We start from the raw sequence: 22188 nt of genomic DNA, 5'->3' as shown, positions 1-22188 counted from the left end.
TTTAAACGCTAAGTGAGCAAATACCCATGCATAGGCAAGCTAAACACCGAACTTGCTAAACGCTCTGCCACCGGAAAATCACCTTGCTGATAACCTAGCGCTTTAAACGCAGTTTGTTGATGCATACACGTGCCGTAGTAGACCATAGTTGGAACGCCTTCGGCTTTGTATTTAGCCATCTCTGCATCTCGGTCTTCCGCTACTAACGTATACTGAGCCCATGAGCTAACATAACCATTCGGGACAATCGGTGTTTTATATATACCTTTTAATTCTGCAGTGTACTTTTCTGCAGCTTTATTGCGATTGAGCAGTTCCTGGGGAAACGCAGCTAGCTTTTCAAGTAAAACCGCCGCTTGAATCGTATCAAGGCGTGAATTCATACCAATACGCACATTGTCATACTTATCTTTGCCTTTACCATGTACACGGTATGACTTTAGTAGTTCTGCATATTCATCATTATCTGTAAATAATGCACCACCATCACCATAACAACCTAACGGCTTTGCTGGGAAAAAGCTTGTTGTCGCTATGTCGCCAAATGAGCCAGCGCGTTTTCCATTGATTTCACCACCAAAGCCTTGCGCTGCATCTTCAATGATTTTTAAACCATATTTATCTGCGATGTTTCTAAGCCCAGGATAGTCAGCAGGTAGACCAAATAAGTCGACAGCAATAATTGCTTTAGGTTTTAATTTACCCTCTGCGATGACTGCTTCAATACGCTTTTCTAGGTCAATTGGGCAAATATTGAATGTATCTTCATTAGAATCAACAAATACAGGCGTTGCACCTTCAAAGGCTATGGTTTCTGCTGTTGCAAAGAACGTAAATGTCGGGCAAAAAACCGCATCACCCTCTTTAACATCTAACACCATCAGTGCGAGCGTTAATGCATCAGTACCATTTGCGCAGCTAATGGTATGTTTAACACCGACATATTCTGATAACTGCTGCTCTAACTCTTGCACTTCAGGACCCATGATGTAGTGACCATGGTCTAGCACTGTTTGAATGCGTGCATCGATTTTTTCTTTTAAGTGCTGATATTGCGCAGCCAAATCTATAAATTGCATTTAATAATTACTTCTACGAATTATTTAATTGAAACAAAGCCGTTTTCTAACTGATATTGCTCACCTGTATGTTCGCAGGTTGCTATATCATTCCCTTCAAGCGGTAGGTCTAGCTGCTCACCGTATTTGCTTATCCAGCCAATTTGTTTGGCCGGTACACCAACCATAAGAGCAAAAGGTTTTACGTCTTTATTGATAACAACACCTGCACCAACCAGTGAGTATTCACCAATGGTTACACCACAGACTATAGTACTATTTGCACCTAACGTTGCGCCACGCTTTACTAAGGTATCGCGGTACTCCGTTTTTCGCTCTATAAATGAACGTGGATTATAAACATTAGTAAACACCATGCTAGGACCACAAAACACGTCATCTTCTAGGTAAACATTGTCATATACTGAAACGTTGTTTTGTACTTTTACATTGTTACCAATCGTAACTTTGTTGCCGACAAATACGTTTTGACCTAGTGAGCAATTTTCACCTATTTGCGCGCCACCACACACATGCACAAAGTGCCATACACGCGTGTTTGCACCTATTTGCGCACCTTCATCAACAATGGCGCTTTCATGTACATGGTAGCTCATAGGTTATAGCACCTTAGATAGTAATGGATGTGCTTTCTCGCCTGCTTCAACAATATCTTGAACTCGAATGTTCTCAACAGTCTCAATCGCAATACGGTTTTCATCAATACCAAAACCATTCCCTACCAACACATTTTGATAGCTTTGCGTATGTAGGTCTGTAAAACCGCCTGAAAACTCTAGCTCTTCAGTGTTATCACCGTCATTGATTGTGATACTACGGTAAGTAAGCTTTTCACCTTTCACAGCATTATCAGGTAGATTGTTTGAGTCGATTGATAAGAACCACTTTACGCGCGCGCGCTCATACTCAAGATAACCACTTGCTGTTTTCTCATCTCTGAAATGCACTTCATTGCTTTTCAGCTCACCGAAGATGAAGTGCAGCATGTCATAGAAATGTACACCGATATTTGTCGCTACTCCACCAGACTTATGGTCAAAGCCTTTCCAAGACTTCATATACCACTTACCACGTGAAGTCATATACGTTAGGTCTACATCAAACACTTTATCCGCTGGTGCAGCTGCTACTTTTTCTTTTAACGCAATGATAGAAGGGTGTAGACGTAACTGCAGAATTGAATTTACCTTTGCCCCGTACTTTTTCTCATACTCTTTTAGAATATCCATATCTTCTGAGTTTAGAACCAATGGCTTTTCACAAATTACGTCAATACCATTTTTAAGTGCATACTTCATATGTGGTGCATGCAGATAATTCGGACTACAAATTGCAATGTAATCTAACTTCTTACCACGCATTTCTTGATCTTCAACAAATGCCGTAAAGCCTTCAAACTCAGTGAAAAACTCAGCTTCTGGAAAATGACTATCCATAATGCCAACTGAGTCGTTAATATCCATTGCTGCGACAAGGTTATTACCAGTGTCTTTAATTGCACGCAGGTGACGTGGCGCGATATAACCCGCCGCACCTATTAATGCAAAATTTTTCATTTTATATAAATTCCCTAAAGTCTAATATCTGCTTCTGATGGCTTAAATACGTGTTTAACATCATATAAAACATGCTTATCTTTACCGAATGAGCGGAGTTTCTGTTCCCCCATATCCCTTAACTCAGAATGATCAACAGCAAGTACAACACCATCATACTTACCTTCTTCAAGTCATATAAAGCACTTAAGAGATACAATAACCATCATTCAAGCGCCATATAGCCCCCAGTTCTTACTTTTTATTATTAAAATTTCTTCTTAGCCAACGGCAAAATCGCCAAGAATGGAGAACCATAAAGCTATAACCAGCACACAAACATACAAACACAATTAAAACGATCAAGTCTGGGAAATGAAAAAACTCAAGAATAAACCCACATAAAGCACTTATAATAGATAGTGAGACTAAGACTAGCAGAGTTTGCCTAGGTGTTAATCCGCCTCGCATGAAAATATGATGTATATGATCTCGGTCTGCCACAAAAGGTGACTTCCCTTTTCGAATTCTCCTTACAATAATAGCTAGCATGTCTATAATTGGAAGGGCAGCAAAAAATAACAATGTTACAGGTCTAACTATAACCTGCCCGGATTGACTTGATTCTACCGATAACCATACGACCGTGAGGCCCATAAACATAGAACCTGCATCACCCATGAATATTTTTTTATTGCCTATAGGTTTGAAGCCCAAGTTAGCCAATAGGAATGGGATGAGGCAAGAGACCAGTATCAAACAGCCCATAAATACATAGTCATTACCATTCAAAAATGCCTGTATTCCTAAAAATGTGTAGAAAATTGAAGAAACAAAACCCAATAAACCATCTATACCATCTATCATATTAAATGCATTAATCACTGCCAGTACAGCCAATACAGTGAATACTATGCCTGTATTATGAAGCTCAATGTCGCTACCTAATGAAAATAAATCACCCAACGTAAAAAAGTGTTTTTCTAAACCTACAATTAGGATAAGTGCGACTAAACTTTGTCCAATTAAACGTGAACGGACCGTTAAATCATATTTATCATCCAAAACACCAATAAATACAATAATTGCACTTGCAACAAGAAATAGATCTCTTTTTAGTGAAGAATCTTGAAAGAATAAAAACATAAAAGCGGAAGCTATAAATACAGCCACCCCACCAACTAAAGGAATTTGCCCATTATGGCTCTTTCTTTCACAGGGAGAATCTAAAAGGCCTAAAGGAACTGCCAAACGGTGCATTAGTAACACAAAGATCCCTGAAACAAAAACACCAAAACAAAAAGCTGTAACAATAAAAGGAGTTGTCATATTAATACTATACTTTTAACCTGTTATATTCTTGCAATCGCCGCAACACCAACACCTAGCTGGTAGAAGATCTGAGTTGCTGTGCTCCAAAGTGTTAGATTATCCATATGAGATGCGTCCATAGGGACTACAATGGTGTCTCCTGGCTCTAACTCATTTTGGTAATTAACCGAAAACCATCCCGATGACTTAGGGATAAATACAGCACCGTTGGCTTTAATTACGTAGATTTGGTCTTCTTTGGCTCTGTCTTTAACACCACCACTTAGTTCTAAATACTGGTCAATTGATACACCTGATTTAAATAAGTGCGATGACGCGTAGTTAACTTCACCGATAATAGAAATTGAATCTTGCTTACCTGGAATGTAAAGCGCATCACCGTCTTGCAATACTAAAGAGTCGCGCTTTGCCAAAATGTCTGGTAAATCAATAACCAAACGGCCAACTGCTTTAACACTCGCAAGATCTTTAAGCAGCTTGTTCATTTCTTCATAGCTGATGGTGTTATTCATACCGATTGATTTTTGGAAGCTTTTTGATGCAATGTCTTTTCTCAACTCTTCAGAAAGCTTAGATAGCTGAAGCTGCTCTTGCTCTTTAATTGACTCTCGAGTAAAAATTGCAGCCTTCGGTTCTGCATATTCAGATAAGCCGCCGGCACGCTTTATTACATCTTCTAACGTTTCGCCACGACTCACAGTATAAGTACCCGGGAATTTAACCTCACCTTCTAGTGTAACTTTGTAGCCATGCTGCCAATTTGGTTGCATCAACACATTCAATGTATCTTTGCTCTTTAAAGGCATCATTAACGAAGAAGGTTCGTTAATATTGATTTGAATATGTTCAAATTGTTGACCGCTCTGATTCACAAATCGAGTTAGTTCGGCTTGTTGAATATAAGCTGACTCAAGTAATCCGCCTGCCGCTGCAATTGCATGTGCAACCGTTGAATTATGAGTAAGTGGGTAAATACCAGGGAAGCGTACTTGGCCTAAAACTTCTATTGTTGCATTTTGCTGTGTCGAAGTTGCTTGAAACTCTAGTCTCTTTAACAAAGGTTGTAGCAATTCGGTTCTGCTAAATGTTGCGTACTCGCCCTCTTGCTCAACAACCTCTTGCTCTTCTTCCAGAGCAATCTTTTCTAACTCAAACTGCACAACTTCATCGAAAGTTTGTACTTTATTCTTGAACTCTTGATATTCGAACAAGTGCCACAACTTTACTTTCTGCTGTTGAAGCTTCTGTTCTTCAGTAAGTGCTAAATTTGCTAAGGCCTGCTCTTCTGTTTCACGATACTCAAAACGACTAAAAACATACACTTCGTCATTTTTGTTCAGCAAAATATTCTTGTTCTTTAATGCCTCTGCTAATGAAAACTGTATAACTTCAACATCTCCAATTTCTGTCTTTTCACGAACGATAAGCGCATAACTGTAATCTGCTTGAGGTAGTAGATCAGCTTTTAAATTGTGTAATAACTTATCTACAGTCAGGTTTGGCTGCCATTCATAAACACCAGGCCTAACAACTGCACCTATCAAGGTAACTGAGTCTACAACCTCTTTATTTACCTCTTGGACTGTAAATGTATCACCACCTTGCGGTATAAAGTTTGAGTTTGAATTTGAAAAGTCAGCTGAGATAGCGAGGCTTTTAGCGCCATTTTTAATACGGCGTACTTGCACCTGCTTGGTAAATGCATTTTCTTTAAACCCACCAAACATCTTCACTAATGACTCTTTAGTATCTGATTTTGCCAGCTCAAAAATGCCTTCGCGTTTAACAGCCCCCTTGACGGTAACCTGAGGGCCAACTGAAGGGATAAAAATCACATCACCAGAGCGTAGAGTAATATCACCACTCGCATCTCCATCTAGTAACAGATCGTATAAATCTAATTTTGAAACTGTCTTGTTATTACGCTTAACTTGAATATTTCTTAAGCTTGCAATTTCTGTTAATCCGCCGCTTGCATGTAATGCATGTGTCACAGTTGATAATGCTGAAACAGTATAGCTACCTGGTTTGTATGCTTCTCCTACGACCATAATACGCATAGAGCGAAGTTCAGCCATCGAAACAAAGACATTTAGACCAATTGCTTCTTGAGAGATTTTGTTTTTAATAAGTTGTTTAAACTCACCATAGGTTACCCCAGCTACTTGTACAGGTGAAAAATCAGGAATAGTGAGGCGCCCTTCATTATCAACAACTAAGGTATGTGAAGCACTTTCTTTACCGTATAAATTGACATTAATTGTGTCACCGCGACCAATAATATAATCCGCAGGCACTGAGACATTATCTACTGGCGTAAAGGTAGATGGCTCACCTGAAAAAAGCTCATAACCAAAAGGTTTTAAAGGGTCTTCTGTCGGATCAAACTTGTCTTTCGGATTTTCTTCAAGGGGTGTATTTGTATTTCTTGGCTTTACCGTGTTATCAATATTTTCAACATCTTGACTTTTATTTGTCATATTATTGAGCGATGATATATTGATACCGTATTGTTTAGCTAGCGCTTCTTGCTGTGCTTTTGGTAGCTTTTTAAACTGTTCTATTTGTTCCGCAGTTGGGGTAAATGCTAACGTAGTACATGAAAATAGCACTACAATCATCGCAAAAACACGTTTAAAAAACATATTCAAACTAACATCCTATAAGTCGTGGCCAAAAAGATTGCATATTCTACACGAATAGTCACCCATAGAAAAAGGGACTTTCGTCCCTTTCTGCGTCTTTCTAGAGATTTTATCAGTCCAGTTTGTTAAAAACTGTAAACTAATGTCAATGAAGTCTCTGTATCTGTATTTTTTTTCTCTTCACTTACATCTGAATTATGCGTAATGTTATATGCAAACTTCATTTGTAGTGAGCCATTGATTTTTGTAAGAAGCGCTGATTCTGAGACTGTTTTCGTGTTTGTATCACCATATTCCATTGAAAGAAGTTGTGTGAAACGCGCATTTTCAGAAACCTGCCAGTTATAGTCTAATTTAGCAACGCCAATTACTTCGTTTTCAGATTCGCCAGCTAACGAGTTACCGCTGTCATCCAGCTCTGAGCTGTCTTCTTGGTACTCAAAACGCTTAACACCCGGACCAACCTCTGCATTTAGATACATGTTATCGCTGTTAAACAATCGAAGACCGTAACCAACAGAAAATACGGCTTCATTACGGTAAGCACCAAAGTAGTCTGAGTCATATGAACCATATACAAATAGGTGACTATGATCTTCGTTTAACTTGTAGTTACCTTGAGCTGAAGCTGAGTATTTTTCGTTCGTACGCTCTTTTTCACGCTCACCAGCTTCATTTTCAATTTCATCTTCTTTATAGATGCCACTTAACTTGTACTCATTATTCCAGTTTTCTAAGTGGTGTTTCGCTTTAATGCCACCTTTAAGTGTTGTCGTTGAAGTGTTACCACTGGTAACAATTGCGCCAACTTCACTTGTCACATCCCATGTTTTTTTCTCTTTTGCTTCCTCTGCAAAACTGTGAGTTGATGTTGCTGCAATAACGCAAAGAGATAAAAGTCTTAATTTCATTTATCAATAACCCTGTAATTAATCTTTATGAAGGTGAACATCCATTTGAGGATATGGGATTGTAATATCTGCTTCATCTAAAGCAATTTTAATATTTTCGACTAACGCAAAATATGTCGGCCAATAATCAGTTGTGTTAACCCAAGGGCGAACTACAAAGTTCACACTTGAATCAGCTAAAGCCTGAACAGCTACGGTATAAGCTGGCTCTTTTAGAATACGTGCTTCTTTATCTAATACACTCTTTAAAACCTCTTTCGCTTGGCGTAAGTCAGCGTCATAGCTAACCCCAATAACAAGGTCAATACGGCGCGTTTTTTGGCGAGAGTAGTTAACAATTGCTCCACCCATAATCGCTGAGTTTGGCATGATAATGGTTTTATTATCTGGTGTACGTAGCTCTGTAGCAAAAATTTCGATGCGCTCTACGCTACCAGCTTGGCCGCCAGCTTCAATGTAATCACCTGACTTAAATGGGCGTAATACAATAATCAGTACACCTGAAGCAAAGTTTGAAAGTGAACCTTGAAGAGCTAAACCTACAGCTAAACCTGCAGCACCTAGGATAGCAACAAACGAGGTTGTTTCGATGCCCACTTGTGAAAGCGCCATCAAAACTGTTGCCGCAAAAACAAGCGCATAAACAATGTTTGAAATGAAACCGGCTACAGCCTTGTCGATTTTTCTTTTAGCAAATGCTTTTTCAGTTAAATTACTAAAGAATTTAGCAACTTTTAAACCGATAAGCAGAACTACAATGGCTAAAATACCTTGTAGAGCATAGTGGGTGATTAGATCTGAGTTTTCATTGATCCAATTGATTAGAACTTCCATGCACTCTCCTTACATTTATGATGAGCGAATTTTTGCGCATTATACACGCTGAATATGAACATTACCTTTACGGAAAAATACTTTTTTATTAAATTTAAATAAAATAAAAATTATGCTTTGCAAGCTTATCTTTTTTATGTATTATGCGCGCCACACCAAACGAGGTGTTATTGCGGCGGCTGTAGCTCAGTTGGTAGAGCCCTGGATTGTGATTCCGGTTGTCGTGGGTTCGAGCCCCATCAGTCGCCCCATCTTCTCTTTGCTAAGTAAGTTCTTATTTAGCCTATTTCAAAGTATTAAAAAACCTTAAGTTTCAACACCTTCAAAATTACTTAACCCTGCTTCTCTAAATATTTTTTTATTCGCTGATTTATATTTAGCTTTCTAACTTACTTTGCACAAAAGCCATCAGCTCATCGACAGGCATGGGTTTACCAAGCAAGAACCCCTGGATTTCATCACATCCCATCTGCTGCAATCTTTCTAGCTGAACTTGAGTTTCAACGCCCTCAGCTATTGTTTTTAGTCCAAGATTTTTACCTAATGAGACAATAAGCTCAGCAATCGCACCGGTGTCGCTATCAGGAATGTCCTTTATAAACGCTCGATCTATTTTTAAACGTGATAAAGGCAGCTTTTGTAAATAACTTAATGACGAAAACCCAGTACCAAAATCATCAATTGCGACTTCTATACCGTAGCTTTTTAATTCATCGAGCGTGTCTATCACACTACTGATTTCGTCCATAACAACACTTTCTGTTACTTCAAGCTCAATTTTACTACTAGGCACATCATATTGCTCTAATGTATTCATTACTGTTGTTGCGTAATTAGCAGTTTTGAATTGAGGGACTGAGACATTAACAGCAACACCGATATCTAAACCTAACTGGGCAAACCGTTTTTGCTGCAAACAAGCCTGCTCTAAAACCCACTGACCAATTTCAACAATAAGGCCTGAGCTTTCTGCTAAAGGTACAAAGATCGCAGGTGAAATATATCGGCCGTTATCTGAGGGCCAACGAAGCAGCGCTTCACACCCTATTATCTGTTGGTTTTTGGCGGAAAATTGTGGCTGATACCAAACTTCGAGTTTGTGCTGTTCGAAGTCGCTTCTTAACTGTCGAATTAACCCCAATCTCCAAGCCATTTTTTCTTCTAGATCTGGTGTATACCAATCAAACACTTTGTGACTTTGCTTTGCTTGGTTTAGCGCAATATAGCCTTTCTTAAGGGTTTCTAGTCCTGTGTCACTAAAATCTTCACACTTACATAAACCCATATGGAAATGTATCGATAACAAATGTTCTTTTAACTGATAAGGAATGGTTAATTCATCAATCAAAGACTCTTCGTGAAGCGAAACCGTAGGTAGTAGAAAAGCAAATACATCAGCGCCAATTCTCGCAAGTGTTTTTGCATTTGGAATATCTTGCTCAAGGCGTTGCATGACAGCCATGAGTAATTGATTACCGACTTCCTGACCAAGACCATTATTGATATCTGAAAACTGAGCAATATCTAATAAGATGAGTGAAAGCGCTTCACTGCGATTGGTTTTTTCTAGTTGTTCAACAAAACTTGTGCGGTTAGCTAGCTTTGTAAGCGGGTCTTTATAAGCCACCTCTCTAATTTGACTAAACAGTTTAATATTGTCTAATCCGACACCTACATTGGCTAAAAATATCTCAGCAAATTGAATTTGTCTTGGTAAGGGTTGCAAAGCTAATTCAACAAAAATTGCAGCTTGTTCGTTATCTTTTTCTAAGAATAGGGTGAGATCATGCTCTGTCTGTTGATGCCGCTTTTGCTCAATGCATGTTTTAACTTGCATAATAGCGCGGCCATTATCGAGCTGTTCAACTCCCTGTCCTATATATTCATGGTATTGTGTCGTACCACCTAAAATAACTAATGAACTTGTGCCTGAAACTTGAGCGCATACAAAACCATTAGCATCGTTCGCCAAAATGTTAGCTAACTGCATCACCACTGACTGGCTAAACCCGCTAATATTGTTATGACCTAAAATGGCATTTGAGGCATCGAGAATATTTGCAAGCCCTTCACTTTGCGCTTCTAGCTCGCAGATTTGTTGAAATGAACGCAGCGCTGTCATTAAAGATGTAACCAGCTTACTTCGTGTCAGCTCTGTCTTCATTTTGTAGTCATTTATGTCGTATTCACGTATTACTTGTTCTTCAGGTGCATGACCCGGTTGACCCGTTCGTAAAATAATACGCACATTATTGTTATCGAGCTCGTCGCGCACCTTTTTAACGACTTTTAAACCTGCATCATCACTTTCCATCACTACATCGAGCAACAGTAAGCATATTTCAGGGTTATGAATGAGTTGTTGAATGGCTTCTTCACCAGAATAAGCATGGTGAAAGCGCAGCGCTTTTCCCCAAAACTCTACGCCTGATAAAGCGAGTTTGGTTACGGAGTGAATTTCAGGATCGTCATCAACCACCAGAATATCCCAATATCCCTGTGGCAAATTGCTTTCTGGAGTATCATCTTCGTGATCTAAAAACAAAAAGTCATCTTGCTCAGACGCCATTCAAAATCCTTCAACTCTTACCGCTTTAGTTAAAGTTTTATTATTCTTAATAAAACATAAATGAAGTGGGTATGTACGCTTTACCTTAAGATATAACTTAATTGTTAGCAGAGGTAAACCCTAGAGACCACAACAAAAATTTCTAAGTCACGACTTATTTATTTAGGTCATTAAACTATTATAGACTATCTTATCGAAATAAATACAAATCCAAATTTATCATTTTTGCTCAAGGAGCATACTTATTTCTGTTAGAGCCAAATCAATCAAAATATGCTTATTTGCCCTTGTCATTGGGTTGCTTATTGTTGTTTGCTTACCCCGTCAATTTAAGATAGAGCATCAGGCTGAAATTCATGGCTCGTTTGATGATGCAAAACTGATCCTGTTTGACATCAAACACTGGCCCGAATTAATGGCATGGAAGAAATATAATGATGATTTTGAACTGCACATTTCTTCGCCCAGTAATACGCTGGGTGCAAATGCATTCTTGCAATCACTTAATACTGATATTGAAATTAGTATTACGCGCTTGACCGATAACGCTATTCATTACTCTCTTTTAGTTAATAACGAACACAGTATGTTCGGGGTATTCTCAATAGATAAAACACCACATTCTCTTCAGCTAAATCACGTATTAAAGGGAACCATTCATTCAACTGTGAGTGGAGGAGTGACTGTTTTATTTATTCGCTCTTTGGCCGATAACATGTTTAGGTCAAGTGTTAATAATCTTCAATCCCAATTAAAGCTTGCTCAGAAGGATCTAAAATGACGGTCAAGAAAGCGAACAGTAAGGCCAGCCTAGCTCTGCTCATAGAAGAAAAGCTAGGTTATCCGATGGTAAAAAAGAGCAATATAACCAGAGCGCCTAGCAACTCGGAATATTCTCCTCAGGGAAAGCGCACCATAGAGTACTCAGTTCAGGCAAATCATTCTGCGTTAAAAAGGGCCCTGAAACGCCAACAACTTCAAAAAATACAACGACAAATCAATATAGAAGCTATTATGGCCGGTGCACTCAGTTTATGCCCTGACGTAGTGAGTAAAGGTCGACCTGACCCCGATTGGTTAGAGCACTTTATTGCGCTAGCAGAAGATATTACCAATCAAGCAATGCAGACTTTATGGGCAAAAATATTGGTAGGAGAAACCTTATCACCAGGTACTTTTTCAATTAAAAGCCTGCAAACCTTAAAACAAATGACTCAGAAGGAAGCTAATGCATTGCAAAAATGCGCACCCCTTTGCGGTTTTGTTGAGCATGAAGGCAGCTACTTAATTATGCTGGGGTATTACAAAAAACCTTCTTTTTTCGATCTTTTACGCAAAGGAAATAAAGAATCAATCAACTTAGCCCAGTCCGGATTGAGCTTTCCAAATATTCTAACGTTAATGGATATAGGTTTGATATACAGGAAAGAAATTGAGTCTCCGAGCTTAAAGCAAGGGCAAAGTTTTACTTTAAGCTTTCAAAATAAAAAGCTCACTCTCACCGCAAAAAGCAATGAACTTGTTTTGAGCTATTACAAGCTGACCCAAACTGGTGAAGAGTTAAAGCGCCTGATCACTGCACCAGTCAATAAACAATATAAGCAGCTATTAGAACAGGCTATGCAGGAAGAGTTTACTTGTGAATGGAGCTAGGTTTTTAAGAGGTAAGCGGTAAGCGGTAAGCGGTAAGCAAATTATCAAAGTCCACAAAAAATCGCGACATAAAGTCGGCGCCTACAGGGGTACAATTGCCCTTTGTAGGCGCGGGTTTACCCCGCGCAGATTTAATAAGTGCTCGTCACCTTGAATTTAATTCAGGGTCTATTTACACAAGAATAGATCCTGACCTTCGTCAGGATGACAACGATAAGCCAGTTTAACTTCTCAAGTGCCCTTTCCAAGTACCCTTTCAATAATTCTTAATCAGGAGAGCTGGTGTTAAAACCTAGGAAAGAGCCACAAATTATCAAATTTAACCCAATAAAAAAACGCGACATAAAGTCGGCGCCTGCTGGGGGGGAATTGTCCTTTGTAGGAGCAGGTTTACTCCTCGCAGATTTAATAAGTGCTCGTCACCCTGAATTTATTTCAGGGTCTATTTACGCAAGAATAGATCCTGACTTTCGTCAGGATGACAACGCTTGGTAAGTTTAACTTTTTAAACTTAGAGAAGCGCTACAAGTTATCTGGACTAACTAACCAATACAAAAAAGCGCGGGATAAACCCGCGCCTACTAAGATTTTATTTCTCGTAACTCGCTAATTTTTAACTCACCAGCTCATTACTTTCAGCTTTCATGCTTAGAAATGAACCTGAATACCCGCAAATGGGCCTGAAGCTTCTAAATCAGTACTGATGTCATCAACATCATCAAGTTCTACGATAAACGAACGGTATCCGGCACGGATTGCAATATCTACCGCAAGGTTGTCAATCACTTCCCAAGCGATACCAACTTGATAATCTTGGATTTTACTATCGTCGATTGCAAGCAAGTTACCTTCTGCAAATACACTCAGACCTGTTAATGGTAAACCTACCTCACCGCGTAAATAACCTAGTGGGATTGGCGCAGAGAAATCAATAGTTTCTGTTCTTGACTGGCCTTCAACGGTACCTTGTACCGTCGCGTCACCATCAAAATGTTTAACAGTTACACCGAAGTCTATAGATACTAAGTCGTTATCAAATAGTTCGTAGTAAAGCGTGTAATCCATATGGCTGAAATCAGTCATTAGGTTTGCGTCTGTACCCACTGTGAAGTTTTGGCCATCGAACTCAAATGTTTCTGTTAGACGAGTTTTACCATCTAACTCTAATTGTGTGTACTTCAACTTGATATTTGGAACCAGTGGCACTGGGTGCTCAAACGCCGCATAGTAGCTTGAGAATGTCTTGTCTTCAAAATTGAAGTTTTCTGCCTGACCTTTACCTGCAAAGCTACCTGAGTTTTCACTCTGCCAGCCATCAGCCCCTACGTATAAACCTAACAACATATCTGCTTTTGCAACGGGTGCTAAGAAAGCCATTGATAATGCTGCAGCTAAACAGTACTTTTTCATTTTTTATCCTTGCGCTAGAAGTTCACTGAGTTCAATAAGAGCTGCATTTGCTCTTGATATATAGTTTGCCATTACCAGCGAGTGGTTAGCAACAAAACCAAAGCCATTACCATTTAAAATCATTGGACTCCACACGGTTTCTTGGGTTGCTTCAAGCTCGCGAATAATTTGCTGTAAACTAACTTTAGCATTCTTTTTCTCAAGTACATCAGCAAAATCATGTTCTACCGCTTTTAAAAAATGTAAAAGTGCCCATGTAGCGCCTCGAGATTCATAAAATACATCGTCAATTTTCCACCATGAAGTCTTAACTAAGTGATGACTAGGTGCGTGAGTTGCCTGATTTGCAGCTGAATCTCCCGCTAAATCAGTATTAACTCTATCTTGACCAACACTTGCGCTTAATCTCTGACTTAAACTGCCTAAGCGCTTTTCAGCTTCTTTTAACCAGCTACGTAAATTATCAGCACGAGCATAAAACTGACTTTCTCTATCTTGAGGATTAGCAATCTGATCACGGTACGTTTTTAATTGCTCAATACCTACTTGATATTCACCCTCAGCACTTGGCCATAACCAAGCTGTCGAACTGATATTAAATTGCGGCTGTGCTTTTTTAAGCGCTGGATGCTCTGTCGATTGAGACTGAGAGCGACTAAAATCTTTTCGCATCGATAACGCCAGATCTCGCACCATTTCAAGTGCGCCATATTCCCAAGCAGGCATATTATCCATTAACACACTCGGTGGCATTTTATCATTCGATAAATATCCGCCTGGCTTATTAAGCAGCGTTTCACTCACCTCAATCAAAGCCGTAGTAGTGACATAGCCGGGTACAATCTTTACTTGCTGTTGCTCTGCTGTTTGCTTCGCCTTTTCAACGACATTGAAAGCACTAGGCTCTATACTCCAGTACACAGCAACAAAATAACTCAGTACAAAAAGCACACCAATCGCTGCGCTGATCTTTCCTAAATGTTTTTGCATAACCCCTCCTTAATGGTGATTATGATGAGCATGTTTCGGCTTTTCAAAAGCGTCTTTCAATGAAACAACTTCAACAAAGCTGTACAACCTGTCACCATTATCAAAATATAACGTCAATTTACGTTTCTCACCGACTTTTAGTTCAGATTCAGGCTCAAATGCCATTAAGTGAAAACCACCAGGTTGAAACACAATTTGCTGATTAGCTGGCACTTCAACAAAATCGACTTTTTGCATGTGCATCATGCCATTTTTGTGTACATGTTCGTGGATCTCAACGCGTCCTATGCCTGTGATAGAGGCTTTCTTCAAAGATACAAGCTTGTCTGTTGGATTATGAATGGTGAAATAGGCAGCCGTTGATTTAGCCGCAGGTAAAAAAGTGCGGATCTTCGCATCCGTTACCATGAGTTCTTTTTGTATATCATGGTGCTCGTGGCTATGACCTTCATGCGCTTGTGACATACCTGAGAATAATAGCGCAGCCGCCAGAGAAAGAGTTCTTAATAACATGCGTATTCCTTTGAAAAAGTTTAACTTGCAACATCATAGCATGAAAAATCAAGAAACCCTTTGATCTGGTAGAGATCTAGTATGCTGGAGACTCTTCCTTAAGTAACCAAGCTAATCCAACTAACATAAGTAATGGCAGAGCAATAAAGATGGAATTAAATAATAATGCTAACACTAGCCCAATGAGCACAACTAACACCAATCCAATTACTCCGACACTCACTAATGCCACCAGCGCAATGACAGCAATAATGCCTGCTAAGAGCGCGAATAATTCGATACCGACCCAGCTTATTTCCCAAATAAATTCAGGCATCGCAAAGAACATCACAGGCGTTTGAACCCAGCTTAATGCGCTTACAAAAAGAAGTGCCGCTAATAAAATTAATGCTGTTTTCATATCTACCTCCTTTGCCTCTATTACTTAATTCGCTTTTACTGTTTTGGCCATAACACGGCACAAAGTCCATAAGCCATAACAGTCAGCATTGGGAACTTCAAAAACACAAGTACTGTTAATACGCGCGTTAACCACACAGGTAAGTCGAAACGCTCCGCCAGCCCAGCACATACACCTGCTATTTTCTTTCTCGATAAAATACGACGACATGTTTTGGTTGTTTGTTGCATATTCATAACTCTACTCCAGAAGAATTTAGGGAGGCGCCTCATTGCGCCGAGCCTGTCAAAACGAATTAATACCTAGCAAACTTTTATTTACTATGCAGAAGTTGATTGCTCTACAGCCTGCTTGCCAGACACTTTTTGTTTCAATGCAGCCAGCTCTTCGCTTAGCTTTTCGTCTTGTTCCATTTGCTTGAACTCTTGATAAACATCATTTTTACCAAGGTCGTAGCTTTCAACTTGCGCTTCGATACGCTCCACTTTCTGTTCTAGCTGCGAGAAACGTGCGTACACGTTTTGCACTTCTTCGCTGTTCAGCGTACTACGTACTTTCAACCGTGCTACTGCGCTATTTTGTGCTCTGTAAAATTGCTGCTGTTTTGCTTTTACCTCTGCAATTTTATTACTTAGCCTACCGGCATCTTCATTAAGCTTTTGTAGCGCGTCTTCTAGTTGTGCCGCTTGCTTTTGGTTCTCTTCCTGAGCATCTACAAGCTTTTGCTTTTCGATAAGTGCCGCTTTAGCTAAATCATCACGCTCTTTACTGACCGCTAATTCAGCTTGTTGCTGCCAACGCTCAATACCTTTTGCTAAGTCATTGTGTTGACGAGATAAACCTTTTTGCTCTGCGATGATCTGTGCAGCAGTTGAACGACACTCAGCCAAGGCATCTTGTAGCTCACTCTCAATCTGCGCAGTCATTTTTTGTGGATCTTCTGCTTTGTCTAAAAACGCATTAATTTCTGATTTAATAAGATCTTCAATTCTGTCGATTAAGGCCATGTTCTGCTCCTATGCATTTGGCAATTGGGTTACTAAAGCTATTCCAATCTTTGTGCCAACAAATAAAAACAATTTAAAACATAAACTTAACTGTTTTTGGGTAGTTTTTACAGGAGAGGTAAATTTAATGATTTCGTGAAATAAACTAAAAAGTAGTCAATTTAGTCAACATGAGAATTGTTTGCAGATTATTGTCGGGCTAAAGCCACGACCTACAGGTGAGGCCCATCACGATATTTTTGTAGGTCTTCATTTACGGTTACAATCCAACAGCTGAAACCATCATTGTTATGTAGGTCGTCGTTTACGGCGACAACCCAACAACAACCAAAACCGCATATGTAGGCGCGGGTTTACCCCGCGCATTTTTACACTAGATTTAAAGTCATCGAATATAAAAACAAAGAAGCCGCTGATTTAGCGGCTTCTTTTAACACTACTTAAAGTTCAGGCACGAACGTCAGTGCTTTTTCCATGACCTCAATACCAGAACCCTTCTTATGACCATTTTCTGATAAATGACGGCGATACCCTCTCGCTCCCGGCTGATTTTGGAAAATACCTAACATATGGCGAGCAATATGCCAGAAGTTCGCACCTTCACTCATTTGTGCTTCAAAGTAATCATACATGCTGCGAACCACTTCATGGCGAGTCTGCGTAAACGCTTCACCACCGTACAACAACTCATCAACCTGCGATAACATAAATGGGTTGCTGTAAGCTTCACGACCAACCATAACACCATCAATATGCGTTAAGTGATGCTGACATTCTTCAATGGTTTTAACGCCACCATTAATACTGATGTGTAAATCTGGGTAATCTTTTTTCAACTGGTACACACGCGGATAATCAAGCGGTGGGATCTCACGGTTTTCTTTTGGACTTAACCCCTGTAACCAAGCCTTACGGGCATGGATGATAAAATCATCACAGCCCACATCTTTAACCGCTTCAATCAACGTGGTTAAAAACTCATAGCTATCTTGCTCATCAATACCAATGCGTGTTTTTACCGTCACAGGCACATTAGTTTGCGCTTTCATCGCAGCAACACACTCAGCCACCAGCTGCGGCTCAGCCATTAGACACGCACCAAAGCGGCCGTTTTGTACACGATCAGATGGGCAGCCTACATTTAGATTTATCTCGCTATAGCCATATTCATCGGCTTTTTTCGCACACTTTGCCAATGCTTCAGGATCTGAGCCACCTAGTTGCAGCGCCACAGGTAATTCATGCTCACCAAACGCCAAATAATCACCTTTACCAAATAAAATGGCACCGGTCGTGATCATTTCTGTATACAGCACCGCATGTTTAGACAATTTTCTATGGAAAGTTCTGCAATGACGGTCAGTCCAATCCAGCATAGGTGCAACAGAAAAACGGCGGTCTAGTGCTTGAGTCGTCACAAATTACCTCTAACTATATGATCTTAATGCAAAGCATTTATCAGCTTTGATTGTGTAGGGTTTGAATTAGGCAAAGCCTAAAAATAGCGGTGAATTATATCATTCATTAATAGATATAAAAACGGCCACATAATGTGGCCGATTTTATATCAGTAGAATGCTACCTACAGTAAAAATTAATACCCGTTTGGGTTATTGCTTTGCCAGCGCCATGTGTCTTCCATCATTTCATTGATGCCGCGCTCGGCTTGCCAACCTAACTCGTTTAAGGCTTTTTCTGGCGCTGCGTAACAAGCAGCTATGTCACCAGGACGACGCGGTTTAACTTCGTAAGGAACTGGTTTATTTGCGGCTTTTTCAAAAGCGGTGACCATTTCAAATACTGAATAGCCGTTACCTGTGCCTAAGTTATAAATATGCGCACCAGCTTCAACATTGATTTTATGTAGCGCTTTTAAGTGGCCGATGGCTAAATCAACGACGTGTATATAGTCACGAACGCCAGTGCCATCTTTGGTATCGTAGTCATCACCAAAAACACCGAGTTGCGCAAGTTTACCAACCGCAACTTGTGAGATGTAAGGCAGTAAGTTATTTGGAATACCATTTGGATCTTCACCAATACGGCCTGACTTATGTGCGCCGACTGGGTTGAAGTAACGCAAAATTGCAAACGCCCAACGCGAGTCAGATTTAGCAACATCTTGCAGTACCATTTCAACCATTAGCTTAGACGTGCCATATGGGTTAGTTGTGCCTCCAACCGGGAAGTCTTCACGAATCGGTAGGCTTGCAGGGTCACCATAAACCGTTGCCGATGAACTAAATACCAACTTAAATACACCGGCATCACGCATTGCGTCTAATAAATTTAAGGTGCCTTGAACGTTATTCTGGTAGTACTCAATTGGTTTTTGAACCGACTCACCCACAGCCTTTAAACCTGCAAAGTGAATCACTTGTTCAATACTATGCTTTGCAAATACTGAGTCTAAAAACGCTTTATCTAAAATATCACCTTGATAAAAAGCGGCTTCTTTACCCGTGATCTCAGCAACACGCTTCAATGATTCTGACGATGAATTACTTAAGTTATCGACAACAATCACTTCGTCGCCTTGGTTTAGTAGTTCTAAAACCGTGTGGGAACCAATATAACCCGCACCACCTGTTACTAAAATTGCCATCACTAGCCCCTAAAAATTTTATCCTAAATATAATCGTTTAATTGTAACTAACATCAAAAAAGATTGCTTCGAGAATTATAGTTTTTGACAAACAAATGCCATTTTGCCTTGTTTGTAACTTAAACGGGTGATTTGTGAATCACAATACGAAGTAAAGTTATGCCACTGAGACACCTGCTTTGGCTGCTCAATATTACGTGTATAAATGCGGTTATCAATGGCATAAGCAACAGTATCTGAATCAATCCAGGTGTAATCGCGTACTTGCTGTGGCATCACAAAGTGTTGCTTAACTTGCTGGGTTTTAGGTGAGAAAGTCGCAAACCAGTGCTGTTTATCTGCTTGATATGTGAATGAGTAAAGTGCACGTTTTTCGTTATACGCCAAACTTCTACCAATATCACCCGCGACCACTTTTGGTAGGTGGCCGGTTAAGTCTGTATATTGAAGAGTATGCGGCTCTCCGAGAATAAACATCACTAAATCTTCGGTGTTGCCCCAAGCGTGATAACCAACCGGTTCAATATGGTCGAAAATACGTTTTGGTGCTTGGCTTTTGTCGAATGGATAAAACCATAGCTTTTGTTTACCGTCAGCCTCAACAACAATACTAGATAAACCCGCATCATGGGGATATAAAGTCGGAGAATACTCTGACACCGGTGTATTCGTTAAATTCTCAGCGCTGGCTTTATTAAAATCATAAAAGAATAAATCCATCTGACTGTCATTGCCCTCGCCCACCGATTGGGTAAAATAAATGCCCGACTCAGTTACTAGCGGCTGATTATGATAGCCTTTCGCATCTGTAATAGGTGTTACTTTTATGCCATTGTCTAGTTCTGTCGCTAAATAAATCTGACTGCTCGGCATTGTGTCAGCAAACGCTGTTGTTGCTAAAAATAAGCTACCAAAAGCAGCCATCATCATTTTCTTATTCATGAAAATCCCTGATTTTATCATTCTTTTATAATTGCTTTTTTTATTAAGCTGCGTGGTTGTCGCTCTATCATAACGAGGCTTTTTAAATTCACCAAAAACAAAACACACATACAAAACAGTGAAGGCCTAAATTTGAAACACTTGCTATCTGTTTACCATAGGGTAACATCAATTTGGTCAGTATTTTTTATGCGCTTATAATTACAATCATTAGCAGGTTAATATGTCTCAAAAACACCCGATCATTGCGATAACTGGTAGTTCAGGTGCTGGCACCACCACCACTACCAATGCCATAAAGCATATTTTCCGCAGCCTTGAGGCAAATGCTGCTTTTGTAGAGGGCGATAGTTTTCATCGCTTTACTCGCCCAGAAATGGATAAGCTTAAGCGCGATGCCTTACAAGAGGGCAAACATATTAGCTACTTCGGTCAACAAGCTAACGACTTTGCAGGGCTTGAGGCACTATTTAGAGAGTATGGGGAGCATGGTACTGGCAAACTTAGACACTACCTACATACCTTCGATGAAGCGGTGCCTTATAACCAATTACCCGGGACTTTTACCCCTTATCAAGATTTAGAGCCGAACTCTGACATGCTGTTTTATGAGGGGTTACATGGTGGTGTAGTAACCGATGAGCATGATGTTGCGAAGCATGTTGATTTACTGATCGGCATGGTGCCTATTGTTAACCTTGAGTGGATCCAAAAAATGATCCGCGATACTAATGAGCGCGGCCATTCTCGTGAAGCTGTGATGACCTCAATTGTTCGTAGTATGGATGATTACATTACCCATATCACGCCGCAGTTTTCTCGAACACACATTAACTTTCAGCGCGTACCAACCGTTGATACCTCAAATCCATTTAGCGCCAAAGATATCCCTTCATTAGATGAAAGCTTTGTGGTTATTCGCTTTCGCGGCATCGCCAACGTTGATTTTCCGTATTACCTGCAAATGATCGATGGCAGCTTTATGTCTCGAGTAAATACCCTTGTTGTCCCTGGAGGGAAAATGGGCCTAGCGATGGAGTTAGTACTAACCCCGCTTATAAAAGACCTACTGGTGAAAAAGAGAGCGCTTGAGAACATGGCACCAGTCGATTTACCTATTTAGCTTTATCACTTAACTATTCACGATTTCTAACACTTATCCCGTGGTCTAGCCGCTCATAAAGCATTAGACTAGTTGCTCAATTGAAAAAAGGAGCACGGGATAATGCCTTCTTTAAAAATACTTGTTGGCTCACAAAATCCGGTCAAAGTGGCCGCTGCCAAAGAAATTTTCACACAGTACTTTCCTGAGCACACGCTTGATTGCCAAGGTATGCATGCCCCAAGTGGTGTGCCCGATCAGCCTTTAGGGGAAGACGATACCCGCATTGGTGCCGAGAATCGTGTTAAATACCTAATAGAACATCATCAGGCTGACTTTTACTGTGCTATGGAAGGCGGTGCAAATCAGTTTAGCTACGGCCCTGCCACCTTTGCTTTTGTGGTAATTTCAAACGGCAAACAAACCAGCATAGGTCGTAGTTGCAACTTGCCGCTACCACAGTCGGTGTATGATAAATTGCTGGCGGGTGAAGAATTAGGTCATGTGATGGATGATTTATTCAATACCGAAAACATCAAACAAAAAGGCGGCGCGATTGGTTTGCTGACCAATCATCTAGCAACACGCGAAAGTAGCTATACACAGGCTTTATTACTTGCGATGGCGCCATTCAACCACCCTGAACTCTACAATAAGTGAT

General features: G+C 40.1%; 22 protein-coding genes and 1 tRNA gene. 6 read left to right on the top strand and 17 right to left on the bottom strand.

The features are described 5' to 3' along the window. Positions 1 to 8: 8 nt before the first annotated feature. The 7 genes from ACH784_RS02265 to ACH784_RS02235 all read right to left on the bottom strand — a co-directional run bounded on the left by ACH784_RS02265 (position 9) and on the right by ACH784_RS02235 (position 8336). Complete coding sequence (locus ACH784_RS02265) at positions 9 to 1079, bottom strand: DegT/DnrJ/EryC1/StrS family aminotransferase (RefSeq protein WP_404393184.1); 1071 nt, start codon at positions 1077 to 1079, stop codon at positions 9 to 11. A gap of 20 nt (positions 1080 to 1099) precedes the next feature. Then, positions 1100 to 1675: a DapH/DapD/GlmU-related protein gene (locus tag ACH784_RS02260; RefSeq protein WP_404393182.1), complete on the bottom strand. Its 576-nt coding sequence runs from the start codon at positions 1673 to 1675 to the stop codon at positions 1100 to 1102. 3 nt (positions 1676 to 1678) lie between these two features. Next, a complete protein-coding gene (locus tag ACH784_RS02255; RefSeq protein ID WP_404393180.1) occupies positions 1679 to 2635 on the bottom strand; it encodes a Gfo/Idh/MocA family oxidoreductase in 957 nt (318 codons plus the stop codon). A 234-nt stretch (positions 2636 to 2869) separates the two neighbouring features. Then, on the bottom strand, positions 2870 to 3943 hold the full coding sequence (gene wecA / locus ACH784_RS02250; protein ID WP_404393178.1) for a UDP-N-acetylglucosamine--undecaprenyl-phosphate N-acetylglucosaminephosphotransferase: 1074 nt from the start codon (positions 3941 to 3943) through the stop codon (positions 2870 to 2872). A gap of 23 nt (positions 3944 to 3966) precedes the next feature. Next, positions 3967 to 6591, bottom strand: coding sequence for an SLBB domain-containing protein (locus ACH784_RS02245; RefSeq protein WP_404395164.1), 2625 nt, complete (start codon positions 6589 to 6591; stop codon positions 3967 to 3969). Between the two features lie 125 nt (positions 6592 to 6716). Next, positions 6717 to 7502, bottom strand: coding sequence for a YdiY family protein (locus ACH784_RS02240; RefSeq protein ID WP_404393176.1), 786 nt, complete (start codon positions 7500 to 7502; stop codon positions 6717 to 6719). Positions 7503 to 7520: 18 nt separating this feature from the next. Next, on the bottom strand, positions 7521 to 8336 hold the full coding sequence (locus tag ACH784_RS02235; RefSeq protein ID WP_404393174.1) for a mechanosensitive ion channel family protein: 816 nt from the start codon (positions 8334 to 8336) through the stop codon (positions 7521 to 7523). Positions 8337 to 8511: 175 nt separating this feature from the next. Here ACH784_RS02235 and ACH784_RS02230 point away from each other — a divergent pair. Next, positions 8512 to 8587, top strand: a tRNA-His gene (locus ACH784_RS02230). A gap of 125 nt (positions 8588 to 8712) precedes the next feature. Here ACH784_RS02230 and ACH784_RS02225 read toward each other — a convergent pair. Continuing rightward, complete coding sequence (locus ACH784_RS02225; protein ID WP_404393172.1) at positions 8713 to 10905, bottom strand: EAL domain-containing protein; 2193 nt, start codon at positions 10903 to 10905, stop codon at positions 8713 to 8715. Positions 10906 to 11203: 298 nt separating this feature from the next. Between ACH784_RS02225 and ACH784_RS02220 the strand changes: the two genes are divergently transcribed. The 3 genes from ACH784_RS02220 to ACH784_RS02210 all read left to right on the top strand — a co-directional run bounded on the left by ACH784_RS02220 (position 11204) and on the right by ACH784_RS02210 (position 13053). Next, positions 11204 to 11686, top strand: a complete 483-nt coding sequence (locus ACH784_RS02220; protein WP_404393170.1) for a hypothetical protein — start codon at positions 11204 to 11206, stop codon at positions 11684 to 11686. After that, positions 11683 to 12558: a TIGR03899 family protein gene (locus tag ACH784_RS02215; RefSeq protein ID WP_404393168.1), complete on the top strand. Its 876-nt coding sequence runs from the start codon at positions 11683 to 11685 to the stop codon at positions 12556 to 12558. Before ACH784_RS02220 ends, ACH784_RS02215 begins: the two co-directional genes overlap by 4 nt. A 282-nt stretch (positions 12559 to 12840) precedes the next feature. Beyond that, positions 12841 to 13053: a hypothetical protein gene (locus ACH784_RS02210; protein WP_404393166.1), complete on the top strand. Its 213-nt coding sequence runs from the start codon at positions 12841 to 12843 to the stop codon at positions 13051 to 13053. A 153-nt stretch (positions 13054 to 13206) separates the two neighbouring features. On the opposite strand, the gene ACH784_RS02205 is transcribed toward ACH784_RS02210, so the two are convergent. The 9 genes from ACH784_RS02205 to ACH784_RS02165 form a co-directional block, all read right to left on the bottom strand. After that, a complete protein-coding gene (locus ACH784_RS02205; RefSeq protein WP_404393164.1) occupies positions 13207 to 13968 on the bottom strand; it encodes a TIGR04219 family outer membrane beta-barrel protein in 762 nt (253 codons plus the stop codon). Positions 13969 to 13971: 3 nt separating this feature from the next. After that, on the bottom strand, positions 13972 to 14958 hold the full coding sequence (locus tag ACH784_RS02200) for a DUF2333 family protein (RefSeq protein ID WP_404393162.1): 987 nt from the start codon (positions 14956 to 14958) through the stop codon (positions 13972 to 13974). Positions 14959 to 14967: 9 nt separating this feature from the next. After that, the gene (locus ACH784_RS02195) at positions 14968 to 15471 is read right to left on the bottom strand and encodes a copper chaperone PCu(A)C (RefSeq protein WP_404393160.1); all 504 of its coding nucleotides are present in this window, start codon (positions 15469 to 15471) and stop codon (positions 14968 to 14970) included. 76 nt (positions 15472 to 15547) lie between these two features. Beyond that, entirely contained in the window at positions 15548 to 15871 is a 324-nt protein-coding gene (locus ACH784_RS02190; protein WP_404393158.1) for a hypothetical protein, read from the bottom strand. A gap of 35 nt (positions 15872 to 15906) precedes the next feature. Next, entirely contained in the window at positions 15907 to 16107 is a 201-nt protein-coding gene (locus ACH784_RS02185) for a PspC domain-containing protein (protein WP_404393156.1), read from the bottom strand. An 84-nt stretch (positions 16108 to 16191) separates the two neighbouring features. Further along, positions 16192 to 16878 carry a PspA/IM30 family protein gene (locus ACH784_RS02180; protein WP_404393154.1) on the bottom strand — a complete coding sequence of 229 codons (687 nt, stop codon included), beginning with the start codon at positions 16876 to 16878 and terminating at the stop codon, positions 16192 to 16194. A 440-nt stretch (positions 16879 to 17318) separates the two neighbouring features. Continuing rightward, positions 17319 to 18254, bottom strand: a complete 936-nt coding sequence (dusA, locus tag ACH784_RS02175) for a tRNA dihydrouridine(20/20a) synthase DusA (RefSeq protein WP_404395163.1) — start codon at positions 18252 to 18254, stop codon at positions 17319 to 17321. 218 nt (positions 18255 to 18472) lie between these two features. Next, the gene (gene galE / locus ACH784_RS02170) at positions 18473 to 19483 is read right to left on the bottom strand and encodes a UDP-glucose 4-epimerase GalE (RefSeq protein WP_404393152.1); all 1011 of its coding nucleotides are present in this window, start codon (positions 19481 to 19483) and stop codon (positions 18473 to 18475) included. 75 nt (positions 19484 to 19558) lie between these two features. Then, positions 19559 to 20425, bottom strand: a complete 867-nt coding sequence (locus ACH784_RS02165; protein ID WP_404393150.1) for a hypothetical protein — start codon at positions 20423 to 20425, stop codon at positions 19559 to 19561. A 223-nt stretch (positions 20426 to 20648) separates the two neighbouring features. On the opposite strand from ACH784_RS02165, the gene ACH784_RS02160 reads away from it, so the two are divergent. Beyond that, on the top strand, positions 20649 to 21548 hold the full coding sequence (locus ACH784_RS02160; RefSeq protein ID WP_404393148.1) for a phosphoribulokinase: 900 nt from the start codon (positions 20649 to 20651) through the stop codon (positions 21546 to 21548). A 102-nt stretch (positions 21549 to 21650) separates the two neighbouring features. Then, the gene (gene yjjX, locus ACH784_RS02155) at positions 21651 to 22187 is read left to right on the top strand and encodes an inosine/xanthosine triphosphatase (RefSeq protein ID WP_404393146.1); all 537 of its coding nucleotides are present in this window, start codon (positions 21651 to 21653) and stop codon (positions 22185 to 22187) included. Position 22188 lies beyond the last annotated feature (1 nt).

Origin of the sequence: Pseudoalteromonas phenolica (genome assembly GCF_044788725.1) — a bacterium.
Classification (GTDB): domain Bacteria; phylum Pseudomonadota; class Gammaproteobacteria; order Enterobacterales; family Alteromonadaceae; genus Pseudoalteromonas; species Pseudoalteromonas phenolica_C.
Note: the sequence above shows the minus strand (reverse complement) of the source record. Positions and strands in the feature narration are given on the sequence as shown.